15 protein-coding genes are annotated in these 16,787 nt (G+C 69.7%); 10 read left to right on the top strand and 5 right to left on the bottom strand.

From position 1 onward, the window contains the following. Nucleotides 1-19: 19 nt before the first annotated feature. A complete protein-coding gene (locus tag V7Z82_RS17540) occupies nt 20-409 on the bottom strand; it encodes a hypothetical protein (RefSeq protein WP_334153085.1) in 390 nt (129 codons plus the stop codon). A gap of 217 nt (nt 410-626) precedes the next feature. Between V7Z82_RS17540 and V7Z82_RS17535 the strand changes: the two genes are divergently transcribed. The 7 genes from V7Z82_RS17535 (at nt 627) to V7Z82_RS17505 (ending at nt 7,444) form a co-directional block, all read left to right on the top strand. Then, nucleotides 627-1,415, top strand: coding sequence for a MoaF C-terminal domain-containing protein (locus V7Z82_RS17535; RefSeq protein WP_334153084.1), 789 nt, complete (start codon nt 627-629; stop codon nt 1,413-1,415). 85 nt (nt 1,416-1,500) lie between these two features. Beyond that, nucleotides 1,501-1,944 (top strand): nuclear transport factor 2 family protein, encoded by a 444-nt coding sequence (locus V7Z82_RS17530; protein WP_334153083.1) that lies wholly within the window; start codon nt 1,501-1,503, stop codon nt 1,942-1,944. 47 nt (nt 1,945-1,991) lie between these two features. Beyond that, a complete protein-coding gene (locus tag V7Z82_RS17525; protein ID WP_334153082.1) occupies nt 1,992-3,161 on the top strand; it encodes an ABC transporter substrate-binding protein in 1,170 nt (389 codons plus the stop codon). A 137-nt stretch (nt 3,162-3,298) separates the two neighbouring features. Continuing rightward, nucleotides 3,299-4,159, top strand: a complete 861-nt coding sequence (locus V7Z82_RS17520; protein ID WP_334153081.1) for a branched-chain amino acid ABC transporter permease — start codon at nt 3,299-3,301, stop codon at nt 4,157-4,159. Then, the gene (locus tag V7Z82_RS17515; RefSeq protein WP_334153080.1) at nt 4,146-5,936 is read left to right on the top strand and encodes a branched-chain amino acid ABC transporter ATP-binding protein/permease; all 1,791 of its coding nucleotides are present in this window, start codon (nt 4,146-4,148) and stop codon (nt 5,934-5,936) included. The genes V7Z82_RS17520 and V7Z82_RS17515 overlap by 14 nt, the downstream gene beginning before the upstream one ends. Beyond that, complete coding sequence (locus V7Z82_RS17510; protein WP_334153079.1) at nt 5,933-6,625, top strand: ABC transporter ATP-binding protein; 693 nt, start codon at nt 5,933-5,935, stop codon at nt 6,623-6,625. Before V7Z82_RS17515 ends, V7Z82_RS17510 begins: the two co-directional genes overlap by 4 nt. Nucleotides 6,626-6,793: 168 nt before the next feature. Then, nucleotides 6,794-7,444, top strand: coding sequence for an HAD-IA family hydrolase (locus tag V7Z82_RS17505; protein WP_334153078.1), 651 nt, complete (start codon nt 6,794-6,796; stop codon nt 7,442-7,444). Nucleotides 7,445-7,546: 102 nt separating this feature from the next. On the opposite strand, the gene V7Z82_RS17500 is transcribed toward V7Z82_RS17505, so the two are convergent. Then, on the bottom strand, nt 7,547-8,362 hold the full coding sequence (locus V7Z82_RS17500) for an SDR family NAD(P)-dependent oxidoreductase (RefSeq protein WP_334153076.1): 816 nt from the start codon (nt 8,360-8,362) through the stop codon (nt 7,547-7,549). A 49-nt stretch (nt 8,363-8,411) separates the two neighbouring features. Continuing rightward, nucleotides 8,412-9,158: an SDR family NAD(P)-dependent oxidoreductase gene (locus V7Z82_RS17495; protein WP_334153075.1), complete on the bottom strand. Its 747-nt coding sequence runs from the start codon at nt 9,156-9,158 to the stop codon at nt 8,412-8,414. Nucleotides 9,159-9,401: 243 nt separating this feature from the next. Here V7Z82_RS17495 and V7Z82_RS17490 point away from each other — a divergent pair, with 243 nt between their 5' ends. The 3 genes from V7Z82_RS17490 (at nt 9,402) to V7Z82_RS17480 (ending at nt 13,413) form a co-directional block, all read left to right on the top strand. Next, nucleotides 9,402-10,856 carry an APC family permease gene (locus tag V7Z82_RS17490; protein ID WP_334153073.1) on the top strand — a complete coding sequence of 485 codons (1,455 nt, stop codon included), beginning with the start codon at nt 9,402-9,404 and terminating at the stop codon, nt 10,854-10,856. 72 nt (nt 10,857-10,928) lie between these two features. Beyond that, nucleotides 10,929-11,768: a molybdenum cofactor biosynthesis F family protein gene (locus V7Z82_RS17485; protein ID WP_334153071.1), complete on the top strand. Its 840-nt coding sequence runs from the start codon at nt 10,929-10,931 to the stop codon at nt 11,766-11,768. 1 nt (nt 11,769) lies between these two features. Further along, on the top strand, nt 11,770-13,413 hold the full coding sequence (locus V7Z82_RS17480; RefSeq protein WP_334153069.1) for an amidohydrolase: 1,644 nt from the start codon (nt 11,770-11,772) through the stop codon (nt 13,411-13,413). Between the two features lie 84 nt (nt 13,414-13,497). Here the strand turns inward: V7Z82_RS17480 and V7Z82_RS17475 are convergent, their stop codons facing one another. Together V7Z82_RS17475 and V7Z82_RS17470 are read right to left on the bottom strand one after the other, a co-directional pair. After that, nucleotides 13,498-15,030 (bottom strand): GMC family oxidoreductase, encoded by a 1,533-nt coding sequence (locus V7Z82_RS17475; RefSeq protein WP_334153067.1) that lies wholly within the window; start codon nt 15,028-15,030, stop codon nt 13,498-13,500. Nucleotides 15,031-15,033: 3 nt separating this feature from the next. Beyond that, nucleotides 15,034-16,473, bottom strand: a complete 1,440-nt coding sequence (locus tag V7Z82_RS17470; protein WP_334153065.1) for an aldehyde dehydrogenase family protein — start codon at nt 16,471-16,473, stop codon at nt 15,034-15,036. Nucleotides 16,474-16,787 lie beyond the last annotated feature (314 nt).

Below are 16,787 nucleotides of genomic sequence, written 5' to 3'. Positions count from 1 at the left end.
GTCAGGGGACGTGCACCGGTCAGGGGACGTACACGGGCGGCTCGAACATCGAACCGCCGCTGAGGGCCTGCATCACGACGAAACCGGGCAGTGACGTGATGGCGAGCACGGCCAGCGCGATGAGAAGGCTGCGCCCGACTGCGCGCCGGCCGCCGCGGATCGCCAGGAACAGGCCGATCAGCACCAGCGCATGCAGGACGACCACGGGGATCAGACCGAACTGCAGCCCCCATCCCGCCATCGTCGTCCCCGCTGCCTGCGCCTTGCTCTCCTCCGAGAACTCCTCGTCGAAACTCAACCAGCACCACGCCCAGGCGGCGGCGAACAGGATGACGGAGAGCAGCAGCGCGAACGTCCAGGCTGCGGCGCGGAGCGCCGCCGGACGAGCAGGGCGGGGTTCGGTGCGCATGCCTCATCATCGCATCGGCGCACGCACCGGAGCCGGATGCCGAGCGCACGCTCAGTCTCGCCCTTGCCCGGGAGGGCACGCCGGTTGACTCTCGGCGCGCGATGGACGCCGCGACCTTGAGGGGATGACCGGCCCGGATCCAGCATGAGGCAAGCGCACCGCGAGGACGCGGTGCCCGGAGCGACGATGCTCCGCCGAGTGCGACGTCTGGACCTCCATGACCGACATCTCCACCGACCCGACGCTCGATGAATGGCGAACCTACGACGAGTTCGCCGCGGGCATCGACACGTACCGGCTGCCGAACACGCCGCTCGCCGGCACCGCACTCACGCTGACGCTCGATGACGGCACGACACTCGCCCTCCGTTTCGATGCGGATGCGGTGACCTGGAGCGGATTCGACACCTCCGGCACCGACCCGTACGACGCGGTCCGGGTGCGCGATGACATCGTGTTCGTGAACATCCCGCTCGAGAGCCGCGAGCGCGAGGCGATCACTGTCGTCTTCTCGACCACGACGCATCGCGCCACGGTCGTCCGCTCCCGCATCGCGGCGGAGGCCATCGATGGCACCCCGCAGGTCGGACAGGACTTCTGGGCAGCGACGACCGATGCCGGCCCTGCGAGCGGTGAGGTGCCTGCCCCGAGCCGCGACCTGATCGGCACGCGCAACGTCTACCGCTACAGCCCGCAGCACCTATACGAGCACGTGTACGTGTCGAGCCGGCGCTACGCCTGGCAGTGCCTCGAGGGCGTGCAGCGGGGCCACGGCGACATGGACCTCTCGACCGTGTGGAAGTTCGCCGACGGGCTCTACCTGTTCTGCTTCCGCGAGTTCCGCATCGCCGTCGCGAGCGTGTGGCTGCACGACCTCGGCTACCAGCTCATGACGACCGGGATCTTCCTCGGACTCAACGGCGAGGGACAGGCCGAGCATTCCCGTGGCGGCGGTCACATCTACCCGCTCGGCTCCGTCGCCTACCCCGACGCGCAGCCGGTCTGACCGCCTCCGACAGGCCCACCCCTTCGACAGGCTCGGCCCTTCGACAGGCTCAGGAACCCAGGAACGGATCGAGGAGAGCACACACATGAGCAACGCAGACATCATCCGCGGCCACTACGCCGCGAACGACCGCGGGGATCTGGACGGGATGCTGGCGCCGTTCGCACCGGACGTGCGATGGACCGAGGCCGCCGGTTTCCCGTACGCCGGCACGTACATCGGCCCTGCGGCGGTCGCCGCGAACGTGTTCGCCCGCATCCAGGAGGACTGGGACGACTACACGGTCGCGATCGACGAGGTCGTCGACGGCGGCGACACCGTGATCGGCATTGGCACCTATTCAGGGACCCACACGCGCACTGGACGGTTCTTCGCGGCTCGAGTCGCGCACGTCTGGCGGCTCGCCGACGGCAAGGTCGTCGCGTTCGAGCAGTTCACCGACACCGAGATGGTCAACCGCGCGCTGCGCGACCCTTCGACAGGCTCAGGGACCCAAGGGGCTTCGACAGGCTCAGGGACCCAGGTCTGAGCGCCAGCACCACAGCACGACCCGAACACACGAGAGGCAGGACGCACATGAACACACGAGTATCCGGCACCGCGGCGCTCATCGCCGTGGCAGCCCTCACCCTCGCCGGCTGTGCCGGCGGAGACGGCGGATCAGGAGGCGAAGGCGCCCCGATCGTGGTCGGCTCCGTCAACACGATCAGCGGACCGGCCACCTTCCCCGAAGCATCCCAGGCCGCAGCTGCGGTCTTCGACGACTTCAACGAGGCCGGCGGACTGAACGGCCAGATGATCGACTACAAGACCCTCGACGACAAGGGCGACCCGGCGACCGCCACGGCATCAGCACGGGAACTCGTCGGCAGCGACGGCGCTGTCGCACTGGTCGGCTCCGCGAGCCTCATCGAGTGCGAGATCAACGCGAAGTACTACGAGCAGGAGGGGATCCTCTCGATGCCGGGCATCGGCGTCGACACCGGATGCTTCGCGAGCGACAACATCTCGCCGGCCAACGTCGGACCGTTCAACGACATGACCCTTACCCTGCAGTACGGCTCCGAGGTGCTCGGCCTCGACGACATCTGCATCCTGCTCGAGATCGCAGGCTCCACGCGTCCGACCTATCAGGCGGCGATCGACAAGTGGACCGAGATCACCGGCAAGGAGCCGAAGTACGTCGACGACACCGTGCCGTACGGAGCATCCGACTACACGCCCTACATCGTCAAGGCGCGCGACCAGGGATGCAAGGCACTCGCGATCAATCCGGTCGAGCCCGATGCGATCGGCCAGGTCAAGGCCGCGAACGCCCAGGGCTGGGACGACGTGACCTGGCTGTACCTGACGAGCGTCTACAGCGAGAACTTCGCCGAAGCCATCGACAACGCCGGTGCAGGCATCTACGTGCCGGCCGAGTTCTACCCGTTCACCGACGACGACGAGATCAACGCCGAGTGGCGCGAGCTGATGACGGCGAACGACATCCCGCTCACCTCGTTCAGCCAGGGCGGATACCTCGCCGCGAAGTACTTCATCGAGGTGCTGCAGGGCATCGACGGTGACATCACGCGCGAGAGCGTCTCGGAGGCGCTCACGAGCATGGACCCGATCGAGAATCCGATGGTCGGAACGCCCTACGCCTTCGGCACTCAGAACACCGCGGGGTGGCCGATCATCCTGAAGTCCGACACCAACGCCTGGGAGAAGGTCGCGGACGACTGGCTCCGCATCGGCGAGTAGTTCTCGCCTCACGCTTCGACAGGCTCAGCGACCCACTCCGGGTCAACACACCCGCCGACGTCGGGTCCCTACCCGCCGACGTCGGGTCCCTGAGCCTGTCGAAGGGCCCATCCCCCCTCGTTCAGAAAGGTCGTCCCATGCTGCAAGGCGCCATCGCCGGTCTCGCCGCCGGCGGGCTCTACGCCGTCCTCGGCGTGTGCCTGACCCTGATGTCGCGGCTCGTCCGCGTTGTCAACTTCGCCCAGGCCGCGACCGGGATGTTCGGCGCGTTCACCGCGGTGTGGTTCGTCCGCGAGCTCGGCCTGCCGATCTGGCTCGGCTCCGTGCTCGGCGTGCTGGTCGCCGGACTCCTCGCCGCCGCGATCGGCTTCATCGCCGCGACCTGGCTCTCCGAGGCATCCACCACCACCCGCTCAGCGATGACCGTCGGGCCGCTGCTGCTGCTGATCTCGATGTCGTTCATCCTGTTCGGCAACAAGCCGCAGCCGTTCACCCCGATCATCGCCGGTCCCGCCTTCTCGTTCGGCGGCGTCGTGATCAGCCAGGTCACCGTCGCCACCGTCGCGATGGCGATCGTGACCGCGATCGTCGTGCGCATCGTGCTGCGCCGAACCCGCGTCGGCACGCAGCTGCGGGCGCTGTCGGAGCGTCCGACCACCGCCGAGCTGCTCGGCATCCGCTCCCGACCGCTGTCGATCGCCGTGTGGTTCGTGACCGGCGTGATCAGCGCGATGGCGATCATGATCGTCGCCCCGTCGCAGTCGAACGACGCCACGAGCCTGTCGATGCTGATCGTGCCTGCGGCCGCCGCCGCCCTGCTCGGCGGGTTCCGTCGCCTCGACCTCGCGGTCATCGGCGGCGTCGTGCTCGGCGTGCTCGGCGGACTCGTCGCGCAGATCGACGAGGTCGCGCTCATCCGCAACTTCCTCCCGTTCCTGTTCATCGTCGTCCTGCTGCTGTGGACCCAACGCAAGGAGGTGTGGGATGCCGCTCGCTGACCGCCCGCGTTTCACCGAGAGCCGCACGTTCCGGATCACCTGGCCCTTCATCGTCGCGATCGCCGCGATCGGGGTCGGCGCCATCCTCAGCGCGGCCCTGCCCGGCTACTTTGTCTTCCTCGCGATCAGCGCCGTCATCGCCGCGGTCGCGATCCTGGGCCTCGGCATCGTCACCGGTTCGGCCGGGATGATCGCCCTCTGCCAGCTGACCTTCGCAGCGGTCGGAGCGTGGATCGTGTCACTGCTGAACGTCATGCAGGCGCCGGGAGGCTTCGTGCTCTGGCTGCTGCTCGGCGGCATCGCCGCCGGCCTCGTCGGGGTCCTGGTCGGGCTGCCGGCGCTCCGGCTGCGCGGCGTGAACCTCGCGGTCGTCACGCTCGGCTTCGCGGCGGCCGCCGACGTCACACTCGTGCAGATCCAGTTCCCCGGCTCGGCGGACGGCACCGCGATCGAGCGCCCGGAGATGTTCTCGAACGACCGGCAGTTCTTCTTCCTCTCGATCGTCGTGCTCGCCCTGTGCGCACTCGCGGTGTTCTTCCTGCAGCGCAGCCGATGGGGCTCCAGCTGGAAGGCCGTCGCTTTCTCCGAGCGGGGCACCGCAGCGGCAGGACAGAGCGTGCAGGTCGCGAAGCTCACCGCGTTCGCAGTCTCCGCCGCCCTCGGCGGCATCGCCGGCGGACTCCTCGCAGGCCAGGTGCAACTGCCGTTCGCGTCGAGCTTCACGCCGCTGCAGTCGCTCGCGCTCTACGTGCTCGCGATCATGTCGGGCGCGCACCTAATCGACATGGCGATCTTCGGCGGCATCCTCTGGGTGCTGGTGCCTGAGCTGCTGAAGCGCTGGGGCATCCCGCAGGACTGGGGCTTCGTGGTCTTCGGCGTCCTCGGCGTGCAGGCGCTCACGAGCGGCACGAACCTCGGTCAGGGCATCCGCAATCTCTTCTACCGCCGGGCGGATCGGCGTGCGGCGACGGCAGCGCTGACGGCGCTGCCCGTGGATGCGGAACCGGATGCCGCTGCCATCACCACGACCACCACGGCGACCATCGATGAGGCGGCGCTCGACGGGGCACCGGTGCTCACCGTCGAGGGCTTGACGGTGCAGTTCGGCGCCCTGAAGGCGCTCGACGACGTGTCGTTCCAGGTGCCGGCCGCGTCGATCATGGGCCTGATCGGGCCGAACGGTGCAGGCAAGTCGACCTTCGTCGACGCGATCAGCGGCTTCCTGCCGAAGCACGGTGGCCGCGTGCTGCTGGGCGACCGCGACCTGGCGCGGCGTTCGCCCACGCGGCGTGCGCGACTGGGGCTGCGGCGCACCTTCCAGCAGGACCGGGTGCCACCGGCGCTGACGATCGGCGCCTACGTGCGGTTCGTCGCGCGGCGTCGCCTCGCGTCCGCCGACATCGAGGAGGTGCTCGCGTTCTTCGGCTGCCCACCGGCCAGGGCACGGCTGTCGAGCGTCGACGTCGGCACTCGTCGGCTCGTCGAGGTCGCCGCGAACGTCGTGGCGCGCCCTCGACTGCTGATCCTCGACGAGCCGGCCGCCGGCCTCTCGCACGAGGAGCACCTCGCACTCGCCGCGCGCCTGCGCGAGCTGCCCGGACGCTACGGCGTCGCACTGATCATCATCGAGCACGACCTCGATCTCGTCCGCTCGGTCTGCCCGACCCTGACGGTGCTCGACTTCGGTCGCGTGCTGGCAAGCGGACCGCAGGCCGAGGTCCTCGCGAACCCCGACGTCGTGAAGGCGTACATGGGAGAGACGGAGCTGCTGAAATGAGCGAACTCGTGCTCGACGCCGTGACCGTGAGCCGCGGCGCCGGCCCCGTGATCTCCGACGTCTCGCTGCGGGTGGCCGGCGGCGAGGTGCTCGCGCTGGTCGGGCCGAACGGGGCGGGCAAGACGAGCCTGATCGAATCGGTGTCCGGCGTGACTCCGCACTCGGCAGGGACCATCACGCTCGACGGCGAGCCGATCGACAGGCTCTCGCGCGTCATGAGGGCTCGACGCGGGATCGTGCACATCGAACAGGGCCGGGCGGTGTTCCCCTCGCTCACGGTGCGGGAGAACATCTCGCTGACCGCGCGCACCACGGCGGAACTGGATGCCGCGCTCGCGCAGTTCCCCGAGCTCGAGAAGCGCATCGACTCGCCGACCGCGCTGCTCTCAGGCGGCGAGCAGCAGATGGTGGTGCTCGCGCGTGCGTTCGCCGCCAAGCCGCGGATCCTGCTGATCGACGAGATGTCGCTCGGGCTCGCGCCGGTCGTCTTCCTGCGGCTCATGCCGATCGTGCAGTCGATCGCCGAGTCAGGTGTCGGCGTGCTCCTGGTCGAGCAGTTCACGCAGCTCGCGCTCGGTCTCGCGCGGGAGGCGGTGGTCGTCGCCGGCGGTCACGTGTCGTTCCAGGGCACGTCGGAGCATCTGCAGTCCGACCCCGAGCTGCTGCATCGCGCGTATCTCGGCGGCTGACGGCATCCGCATCCTCGCCCTCGCCCTCGCCCTCATCCAGTGCCGACCCGGCCCTTTGTCGCCGACCCGGCCCCTTTTGCGCGTTCGCAACGGGCCGGGTCGCGCGCAAGGGGGCCGCTCGGCACGAGTCGGCACGAGGTGGAGGGGTTCGCCAGTTAGCCTGAAGGGGTGACCCAGACCATCCACGCCCGCGCCGTCCTCCTCGACATGGACGGCACCCTCGTCGACTCGACCGCCGTCGTGGAACGGCTCTGGCTCGCCTGGGCCGAGCCGCACGGGATCGACCCGGCGACCGTGCTCAGCGTGGTCCACGGGCGACAGGGTCACCAGAGCATGGCGATCATGCTGCCGGAGCGCGACCACGCCATCAACCTGCACGAGAACGACCTCATGCTGGCGAACGAGGCGAGCGACGTCGACGGCGTCGTGACGATCCCCGGTGCCGGTGCGGTGCTCGATGCGCTGCTCCCCTTCCCGCACGCGATCGTCACCTCGGCGAACGTCGCGCTGATGACGGCACGGATGCAGGCGGCCGGGCTCACTGTCCCCGCCATCGCCGTCACCGCCGAGAACGTGTCGGCGTCGAAGCCTGATCCTGAAGGTTTCCTGCTCGGCGCGACGCTGCTCGGCGTCGACCCGGAAGACTGCATCGTGTTCGAGGACTCGGGCGCCGGCATCCAGGCCGGTCTCGCTGCCGGCATGCGGGTGCTCGGCGTCGGACAGCACGCCGCAGCGCACTCCCCCACCTACCGCGTCGACGACCTGACGCAGGTCGCGGTGGCTCCCAGCGCCGACGGCTTCACGCTCACGATCGACTGATCGCCGGGCTTCCGGTTTCGGTTCCGGTCGCAGTTCGCGCCGCCGGACGGCGCCGCAGGCGGCAGCAACTGCGACCGGAACCTCGGCAGTGACAGCCGACCGCTACATCCCTGCGCGGTCGAACGCGATCGTCGGCACGTCGACTACGTGCGAGCCGCCATCGGCCACGATCACGGCACCGGTGATGTACGACGACTCCCCCGAGCCGAGGAACCGCACGACCGAGGCGATCTCCGCCGGCCGGGCCGGTCGTCGCAGCGGCACGTCGGCGGTGACCGTCGCATAGGCCTCTTCGCGAGACCCGAGTCCGGCATGCGTGGCGAACTCGTCCATCTCCTCGTCAGCCATCGGCGTCTGCACCCACCCGGGGCAGATCGCGTTCACACGCACGCCGTGCCGTCCGTAGTCGCGGGCGAGCGTGCGGGTGAGACCGACCAGGGCGTGCTTGCCGACCGTGTACCCGGCGACGGATGGCCCGGCGAAGAGACCGGCCAGCGACGACACGATCACGATCTGCCCCTTCGACTCGAGCAGCGCCGGCAGCGACTCCCTGGCCATCACGAACGCCGTGGTCAGGTTGGCGCGGATCGAGGCCTCCCAGCTCTCATCATCCGTGTCGGCGACCGGCGAGAAGCCGTGGCCGCCGGCATTCGCGACGAGCACGTCGATGCGCCCGAACGTCGCGAGCACCTCGGCGACGGCGGCCTTCGCAGATGCCGAGTCCGCGGCATCCGCCACCACCGGATGCGCGCCGACAGCCCGCTCGACCTCCTGCAGCGGCTCGCGCCGACGCCCGACGACGACCACGTGCGCGCCCTCGGCCGCGTACCGCTCGGCGATGGCAGCACCGATGCCGGTGCCTCCTCCGGTGATGACGACGACGCGACCGGAGACCGTCGATCCGACTGCGATTCCCATGTGTGCTCCTCTGTGATCCGTGTGGTGTGTGTCTGATGTCGCAGGGCCGCTATGCGGGGAAGCCGGAGCGGGCGCTGACACCGAAGTCGCTGAGCACGGTGGTGCCGTTGACCGCCCGGCTGCGCGGCGACACCAGGTAGGCGACGTGCGTTGCGACCTCCGCCGCCGACTGCACGGGGAACGCGGGGTCCGCGAAGGCCTCGCTGCCGAGGTCTCCCCGGCTCATCGGGGTGTCCACGATCGACGGGGCGACGGTGTTGACACGGATGCCGGTGCCGGCGAGGTCGACCGAGAGCGCGCGGGCGAACTGCACGAGGGCCGCCTTCGACGCCGCGTACGGCACCATGCCCGGGGACGCGACGAATGCCGAGTCGCTGGAGAGCAGGACCACGGATGCCGCATCGGCGGCGCGCAGCGCCGGCAGCGCGTGCCGCAGCACCAGGAACGCGCCGGTCACGTTCACCGCGAACACCGCGTTCCAGTCGTCGAGCGTGGTGTCTTCGATGCCGTCGCCGACCGGCCCTGAGATCCCGGCGCAGTGCACCACGGCATCCAGGCGGCCGAGCTCCGCGATCGCGGTGTCGACCGCGACGCGCACCTGCTGCTCGTCGGTGAGATCCGCGACGAGCTGCACAGCGTCACTGCATCCGTCCGCCGTCTCGCGGAGCGCCACGGGTTCCCGATCCAGCAGCGCGACCCGCACGCCCTCTGCGGCGAGCGCGAGGGCGGCGGCGCGGCCGATGCCGCCGGCCGCGCCCGTGACGAGGGCGGTCATGCCGGTGAGCTGCAGGTCCATCGTGTCCTTCGGCCGCCGTCCGAGCGCCGGCGGCGCACGGGGAGGACGGCGGCGTCCTCCCCGTCATCCTGCTCCTCGGCGCAGGCCCCGCGAATGGGCTGATCCGGGCTGTGCGCGCTGACACCATCGTCTTTCGCTCAGGGTCAAGCGCCGTCGATGCCGCGCGAGCAGACTCGCTCTATCGACGAACCCCTCGTCGTCGATGCCGTGCACGCACGGCCGCTACCGAGCAAAGGAGCCGACGTGGCAGACCCGACATCTGCGGCCACGACGCAGACCCACACCGCCCTCCGTCCCGGCGCCCTCGGCGTCGCCGGCATCGTCTTCCTGGTGCTCGCGGCGGTGGCGCCGCTCACCGGCATCGTCGTCGTGGCGTCCCTCGCGATCGCGCTGGGCAACGGCGGCGGCACCCCGATGTCGTTCTTCCTCGTCGCGGCGATCCTGCTGCTCTTCGCGGTCGGCTACGCGCAGATGTCGAAGCAGCTCGTGAACGCCGGCGGCTTCTACGCGTTCGTCGTGAAGGGACTCGGCCGCACGGGCGGTCTCGTCGCCGGCCTGATCGCGACGCTCGGCTACAACTTCTTCGTCGTCGGCACGATCGGCACCAGCGGTTTCTTCATGCAGACGATCATCCGCGACCTCACCGGTCTCGACGTGCACTGGCTCATCTGGGGGCTGCTCTCGATCGTGGTGTGCTTCGTGCTCGCCAGGATCGGCGTCGACTTCAGCTCGAAGGTGCTCGGCGTCTGCCTCGTGCTCGAGGTGCTGATGCTCGTCGTGTTCGACGTCTCGGTGCTCGTGCAGACCGGCTACGACCTCGGCGCGTTCAGCCCTGAGGCCGTGTTCTCCGGCTCGCTGCCGATCGGACTGCTGCTCGCCGCGACCGGCTTCCTCGGCTTCGAGGCGACGTCGTTGTTCAGCGAGGAGGCCAAGAACCCGCTGCGCACCATTCCGCGAGCCACCTACACCTCGATCATCGCGATCGGTGTCATCCTCGGGGTCACGACCTGGGCAGTGGTGAGCGCGACCGGCGTCGCCCAGGCACAGGCCACAGCACTCGAGCACCTCCCGACCGGCGACCTCATCTTCTCGCTCTCGCAGCAGTACCTGGGCGGCCCGCTCACGACGGTCATGATGATCCTGCTGCTCGTGAGCCTGTTCGCGGCGATGCTGGCCTTCCACAACTCGGCGACCCGCTACCTGTACTCGCTGGGTCGCGCCCGCATCCTCCCCCGCGCACTCGCCCGCACGCGCGCCAACGGAGCCCCGCAGCTCGCCGGCATCGTGCAGGCATCGTTCGCCGGACTCGCCGCTGTCGTCTTCGCGATCGCCGGCGCCGACCCGATCGTCACGGTCGTCCCGGCCATGCTCGGGTTCGGCACCCTCAGCGTGCTGATCCTGCAGGGCCTCGCGGCGATCTCGATCGTCGTCTTCTTCCGCCGCACCGGCGACCCTCGGTGGTGGAGCACGTTCATCGCCCCAGGCATCGGCTTCCTGGGCATCGCCGCGATCTCGGTGCTCGCGATCGTCAACTTCAACATCGTGGCCGGTTCCGAGGAACTCGCGATCCGACTGATGCCGCTGCTGCTCGTGCTCGCCCTGATCGGCGGCATCGTCTACGCGGCCTATCTGAAGCGCGCGAAGCCCGCCGTCTACGCCGGGCTCGCCACCGACCTGGAGCAGGTCAGCACACGCTGACGGTCCGCAACGCATCCCCAGAACATCCCCAGAACATCCCCAGAACCTCAGATCCCCAGAAGAAGGAATCCCATGACCACGCTGAATCCCGCCGACACCTCCACCTGGCTGCCGCTCGAGGGGCTCGCGCCAGGCTTCGACGCCAACAAGGCCCCGCACACGACCGCGCTCAGCGGCCGCGAGATCGCGGTCGTCGACGGCCGCGGCACCCGCATCGTGCACCGCTTCGCCGACACCACGGTCTCATGGGAGTACCAGCCGGGCGTCGAGGACCCCACCGAAGCTGCGGCCGACACCGACGACTATGAGGCATTCGAGGTCGACGACGACCTCTATTTCGTGCAGTTCCACCACCGCTACCTGCCGAACGAGGCGGTGTCGCTCGTGCTCGATCTGCGGCAGGGGCGTGCGCTCGCGGTGATCTCGATCATCCTCCCGGCGCCCGAACAGGGCCGCACCCGTGTGCAGCATGTCTTCGCACCGAGCGTGATCGAGGGCGCAGCGGCCACCGGCCGCGAGGCAGCGCCGACGACGACGCTGATCGGCCGTCGCGTCGAGTGGGTGTACAGCGAGGAGCACGCGTACGAGCACGTGTACCTGTCGTCGCGGTGGTACTCCTGGCAGTGCCTGGCGGGTCCAGAGCGCGGCCTCGCCGACACCGACGAGAACAGCGTGTGGGAGGTCCGCCCTGGCATCTACATCTTCGCGTGGCGCGAGAAGGTCATCCCGTGCGCGTCGGTGACGATCGCCGACCACCGCGACGTGAACGCGATCCGCTCGCACGGCGTGCTGTTCGGCCTCGACGAGTCGGGCGAGGTGCCGACGCACTTCACCTTCGGCGCGCACGGCCGCCTGCTCTCGACCACCCTGCACGCACCGGAGCTCGAACCGGCATCCTTCGGAGACGCCTGACATGACGGCGGTCGCCGACCTCATCGTCACCGCATCCGTGATCCGCACGGCGGATCGTGCGAAACCGACGGTCGAGGCGTTCGCGGTGCTCGACGGCCGGATCCTCGCCATCGGCTCGCTCGCCGACATCGAGCGGTTCCGTGGACGTCGGACGCGGATGCTGGAGGTCGGCGACGCCGCCGTGTATCCGGGGTTCGTCGACGTGCACAACCACCACGCGCTCGCCGGGCGAACCGATCTGTTCGAGCTCTCGCTGCCGCCGTCACTGACGCTCGACGAGATCCTCGACCGGGTGCGCCGGACGGCTGCGACGCTGCCGGACGACGCCTGGATCGTCGGCGGTGCTGTGCCGACCACGCTGCTGCCGCAATTGGCTGACACCGCCTCGCGCCTGCGGCTGGACGAGGCTGCGGGCGGCCGCCCGGTCGTGCTGGTCGAGGACTCGCGGCACAACCGCTGGGCGAACACCAGGGCGCTCGAGCTCGCCGGCATCACGGCCGACAGCATCCCCGCCTCCGGGGTCACGCTGCTCGACGCGGAGGACGGCACCCCCACCGGCGTCCTCCTCGAGGCTGCCGGTATCCCGGTGCAGGAGGCATACGACCGCAGCGGCGGACTCACGCCGGAGCAGCATGTGGCGGCATCCCGCCGTGGCATCGAGCTGCTGCACTCCTTCGGCATCACGACCTTCCAGGACGCTGGCGTCTCGATCGAGATCCTGCAGGCGCTGGCCGACCTCGATCGTGCCGGTGAGCTGGATGCCTGGGTGGTGTCGTCGCTGCTCATCAACGACGAGATCTTCGGCTTCGATCCGATCGGCACGCCGTTGATCGAGCGCGGCGAGGAGTTCCGCACCGCGCACCACCGTCCCGACTTCGTGAAGATCTTCCTCGACGGCGTGCCGCCGGCGCGGACCGCGTCGTTCCTCGAGCCGTATCCGGCGGATGCCGCGCACGGCGCGCACTTCCACGGCGAGACGACCATGACCTTCGACGAGCTCGCGGACTGGCTTCGATCCGTGGCCGCCAGGGGCCTCGGCGCCAAGGTGCACTGCACGGGGGACGGCTCCGCGCGGCTGGTGCTCGACGTCACGGAGCAGCTGCGAGCCGAGGGGGTCACCACGCCGATCCAGATCGCGCACGGACAGTTCCTGGCCGAGGCCGACATCCCGCGGTTGCAGGCGCTCGACGTCTCGGCCGACATCTCCCCCTTCATCTGGTACCCCGGCGTCATCCCGCAGGCCCTCGCCGACGTGCTCGGCGGGCGTGCGGAGCACTCGCAGCCGAATCGAGCCCTGCTCGACTCCGGCGCGCTCGTGGCCGGCGGCTCCGACTGGCCGGTGAGCGAGTCCCCCAACACGCTCGAAGGACTGCAGGGCCTCGTCACCAGGGCCGACCCGCACGGTCGCACCCCCGGCACGCTGTGGCCGGAGCAGGCGATCACTGCCGAGGAGGCACTCGAGGTCTTCACGATCAACGCCGCCACCGCGATGGGGCTCGCCGCCGAGACCGGGTCGCTGACGGTCGGGAAGTCCGCGGACTTCGTGGTGCTCGAGCGCGATGCGATCGCCGGCCCCGCTGCGCAGATCGTGCACACCGCCGTCGTCTCGACCTGGTTCGCCGGCCGCGAGGTCTACTCGCGCTGAGCGCTGTCCGGTCACGAGAGAACCCCCGCCTGCATGATGTCTGCAGGCGGGGGTTCTGTCGTCGCTGTGCGGCCGATTCCGACGTCACTCCTGCAGCACGAACCTCGCGCCGCGCTCGCCGATCATCGCTGCCGGTGCATTGGTGTTGCCGCTCGGCACGGTCGGGATGACGGAGGCGTCGATCACCCTGAGACCACGGATGCCGCGGACGCGCAGCTGCGGGTCGACCACGGCATCCGCATCCGTTCCCATCCGGCAGGTGCCGACCTGGTGGTGGTACGTGATGGCGGTGCGGCGGACCCAGTCCTCGACCTCCGCATCGGCGACGTCGGGTCCCGGATACACCTCGACCGCTCCCCACTCCTCCGCGAGCGCCGGCTGCGCGCCGATGCGACGGCACTGGCGGACGGATGCCGCGAGCGATGCCACATCGCGGTCGTCGGCGAGCGCGGCCAGGTCGATGTTCGGCGCATCGTCGAGCGCTGGGCCCGACAGCGTGAGCGCGCCGCGACTGTGCGGCGTGATCATGCCGGCCATGAGCGTGAATCCGTCGTCGCCTCTCGGCTCGAGCTCGCCCCACATCGGTACCGAGAAGTTGATCGGCTGCGTGTCCGGCACGTCGAGGTCGTCGCGGCTCCGCCAGAACAGGTGCGTCTGCGTGACCGACACCCCCGGCTGCGGAGGCCCGACCGGGCGATCCGTCGTCGTGAAGATGACGGGAGACAGCAGGTGATCGTGCAGGTTCTTCCCGACACCGGGCAGATCCTGCACGACCGGGATGCCGAGCGCCTCGAGCTCCGCCGCAGGCCCGATGCCGGAGCGCAGCAGGATGACCGGCGAGCCGATCGCACCGGCCGAGAGGATGACCTCGTCGGCCCGCACCTCCTCCATGGGTCCCTGAGCCTGTCCCTCCATGGGTCCCTGAGCCTGTCCCTCCATGGGTCCCTGAGCCTGTCGAAGGGCGCCCCCGCCGAGCCGCACGCCGACCGCCCTGCCGTCCTCGATGATCACCGAGTGCACCTCGCGGCCGGTGATGATCGTGAGCTGGTCGGCGATGGGCTGCGCGTACGTGGTCCAGGTGTTCACCCGACGTCCGTATCGGATCGTCACCTGCTCCTGCGAGACGCCGTCGAGCGTGCCACCGTTGTAGTTCTGGTTGTGCGGCAGCCCCTCCTGCACCGCTGCGTCGATGATCGACGCCTGGATGGGTGACAGCGTGTAGTCGTCGCTCACGTACAGCAGATCGTGCTCGATCGCGTCGTAGACGGACTCGACCTCGGACCAGCCCCAGCCGGTGGCCCCGCTGCGCTCCCAGCCGTCGTAGTCGGATGCCGCGCCGCGCACCCAGATCATGGCGTTCAGCGCGTGCGATCCCCCGGTGACCTTACCGCGAGGGAGGTGCAGCCGGCGGCCGGCCGCGTGCTCCTGCGGCACCGTGAAGAAGTCCCAGTCGTCGGCGGAGTGCCAGAGTTCGCCCGCCCGCGACGGGTCGTGGATCGCGGGGTTGGTGTCGTAGCCGCCCGCCTCGATGAGCGTGACCGCGACGCCGGCATCCGCCAGTCGTCGCGCGACGATCGCTCCTGAGGTTCCGGCGCCGACGATGATCGCCGAGCGCACGGGTCAGGCCTTCCGACCGGGGCCGGAGACGACCTGCGTGACGGCGACGGACTTGAGCCCCTCGACGCCGAATTCGAGCCCGTAGCCGGAGCTCTTGACGCCGCCGAACGGCACCATCGGATGCAGTCCGCCGTGCGAGTTGATCCACACCGTGCCCGACTGCATCTGCGACGCCGCAGCGCGCGCGGCTTCCGGGTCGCTCGACCAGACGGAGGCGCCGAGGCCCACGTCGACCGCGTTCGCCAGCGCGAAGGCCTCGTCGACGTCGCTGTAGCGGATCACCGGCAGCGCCGGTCCGAACTGCTCCTCCTGCACGAGCGCGGCGTCGTTGTCGATGTCGGCGACGATGGTCGGACGGTAGAACAGCTCGCCGAGCTCGGGTGCGGCTTCGCCGCCGGTGACGATGCGCGCGCCGCGGCTCCTGGCCTCGTCGACCAGTCGACTCACGATGTCGAACTGCGCCCGGTTCTGCAGCGGACCGAGGACGTTGTCCTCGTCGAGGCCGTTGCCGATCGGCACGGATGCCGCGATCTCGGCGAGTGCATCGACGACCTGGTCGTACAACGAGTCGTGCACGTACAGGCGCTTGAGCGCGGCGCACGTCTGGCCGGTGTTGATGAACGCACCCCAGAACAGGTCCTCGGCGATCGCGGCGACGTCGGTGTGAGGCAGCACGATGCCGGCGTCGTTGCCGCCGAGCTCGAGCGTGAGACGGGCGAGGTTGCCTGCGGAGCTCTCGATGATGCGACGCCCGGTGGCGGTCGACCCGGTGAACATGATCTTGGCGATGTCGGGGTGCGATGCCAGACGGGCGCCGACCTCGCGATCGCCGGAGATGCCGATCAGCACGTCGGCGGGCAGCGCCTCGTTCATGATCGCGAGCATCGCGAGCACGCTCAGCGGTGTGTACTCGCTCGGCTTCGCGACGACCGTGTTCCCCATCCGCAGGGAGGGGCCGATCTGCCAGATGGTGATCATGAGCGGCCAGTTCCACGGGCCGATCGCGCCGACGACGCCTGCCGCCTTGTAGACGAGCTCGGCGTGCAAGGTCTCGTCGTCGACCAGCACCTGCGGCTCGAGGACCGTGGCGGCGCTGGTGCGCAGCCACGCGGTGCAGGCGCCGAGCTCGAAGCGGGCGTTCGGGCCGTTCAGGGGCTTGCCCTGTTCTCGCGACAGGAGGTGGGCAAGCGCTTCCGCGTTGGCGTCGATCGCATCGGCTGCGGCGAGGAGCAGCTCGCTCCGCTTCTCGTGCCCGAGCGCTTCCCACGCCGGTTGCGCTGCCTTGGCCCTGGCGATCGCGTCGTCGAGGTCGGCGACGGCATGGACGGGTGCGCGACCGATGATCTCTCGCGTCGCGGCATCCGGGATGTCGCGGCCGGCGCCCTGCGGCGCCTGGATGCGGTCGAGCAGCGCGGCGGCTGCGGAGGCGGCGGATTCGGACATCGGGACTCTCCTTCGAGCGGGATGCGCCAGCGTGGACTGGTCGCCTCCTCATTCTCGATCGAGGCTCGGCGCTGCACTTGTCGAGGAGCGCGCCGGAGATGCCCCAGCGCGAATGGATGTGCCGGCGCGACCGACGATGATCACGGTCATCCGGTGAGCACGCCGGATCATCCGGTGAGTGCGTGGATGCTACCCGGTGAGTGCGTGGGTGAGTGCGGGTTGTGGGGTTCGCCATCGTTGTGCGGGGTCCCACCAGGCCGGCCCGCGCACGTGGGGTGTGCCGTTGTCCATGCGGATCTCCCACCCACTCGTGT

The sequence above is a fragment of the Microbacterium sp. genome, from assembly GCF_036823965.1.
Lineage (GTDB): Bacteria > Actinomycetota > Actinomycetes > Actinomycetales > Microbacteriaceae > Microbacterium.
Note: the sequence above shows the minus strand (reverse complement) of the source record. Positions and strands in the feature narration are given on the sequence as shown.

Coding starts and splice junctions, on each gene's coding strand:
- V7Z82_RS17540 (WP_334153085.1), bottom strand. CDS start 409: ATGCGCACCGAACCCCGCCCTGCTCGTCCGGCGGCGCTCCGCGCCGCA.
- V7Z82_RS17535 (WP_334153084.1), top strand. CDS start 627: ATGACCGACATCTCCACCGACCCGACGCTCGATGAATGGCGAACCTAC.
- V7Z82_RS17530 (WP_334153083.1), top strand. CDS start 1,501: ATGAGCAACGCAGACATCATCCGCGGCCACTACGCCGCGAACGACCGC.
- V7Z82_RS17525 (WP_334153082.1), top strand. CDS start 1,992: ATGAACACACGAGTATCCGGCACCGCGGCGCTCATCGCCGTGGCAGCC.
- V7Z82_RS17520 (WP_334153081.1), top strand. CDS start 3,299: ATGCTGCAAGGCGCCATCGCCGGTCTCGCCGCCGGCGGGCTCTACGCC.
- V7Z82_RS17515 (WP_334153080.1), top strand. CDS start 4,146: ATGCCGCTCGCTGACCGCCCGCGTTTCACCGAGAGCCGCACGTTCCGG.
- V7Z82_RS17510 (WP_334153079.1), top strand. CDS start 5,933: ATGAGCGAACTCGTGCTCGACGCCGTGACCGTGAGCCGCGGCGCCGGC.
- V7Z82_RS17500 (WP_334153076.1), bottom strand. CDS start 8,362: ATGGGAATCGCAGTCGGATCGACGGTCTCCGGTCGCGTCGTCGTCATC.
- V7Z82_RS17495 (WP_334153075.1), bottom strand. CDS start 9,158: ATGGACCTGCAGCTCACCGGCATGACCGCCCTCGTCACGGGCGCGGCC.
- V7Z82_RS17485 (WP_334153071.1), top strand. CDS start 10,929: ATGACCACGCTGAATCCCGCCGACACCTCCACCTGGCTGCCGCTCGAG.
- V7Z82_RS17480 (WP_334153069.1), top strand. CDS start 11,770: ATGACGGCGGTCGCCGACCTCATCGTCACCGCATCCGTGATCCGCACG.
- V7Z82_RS17470 (WP_334153065.1), bottom strand. CDS start 16,473: ATGTCCGAATCCGCCGCCTCCGCAGCCGCCGCGCTGCTCGACCGCATC.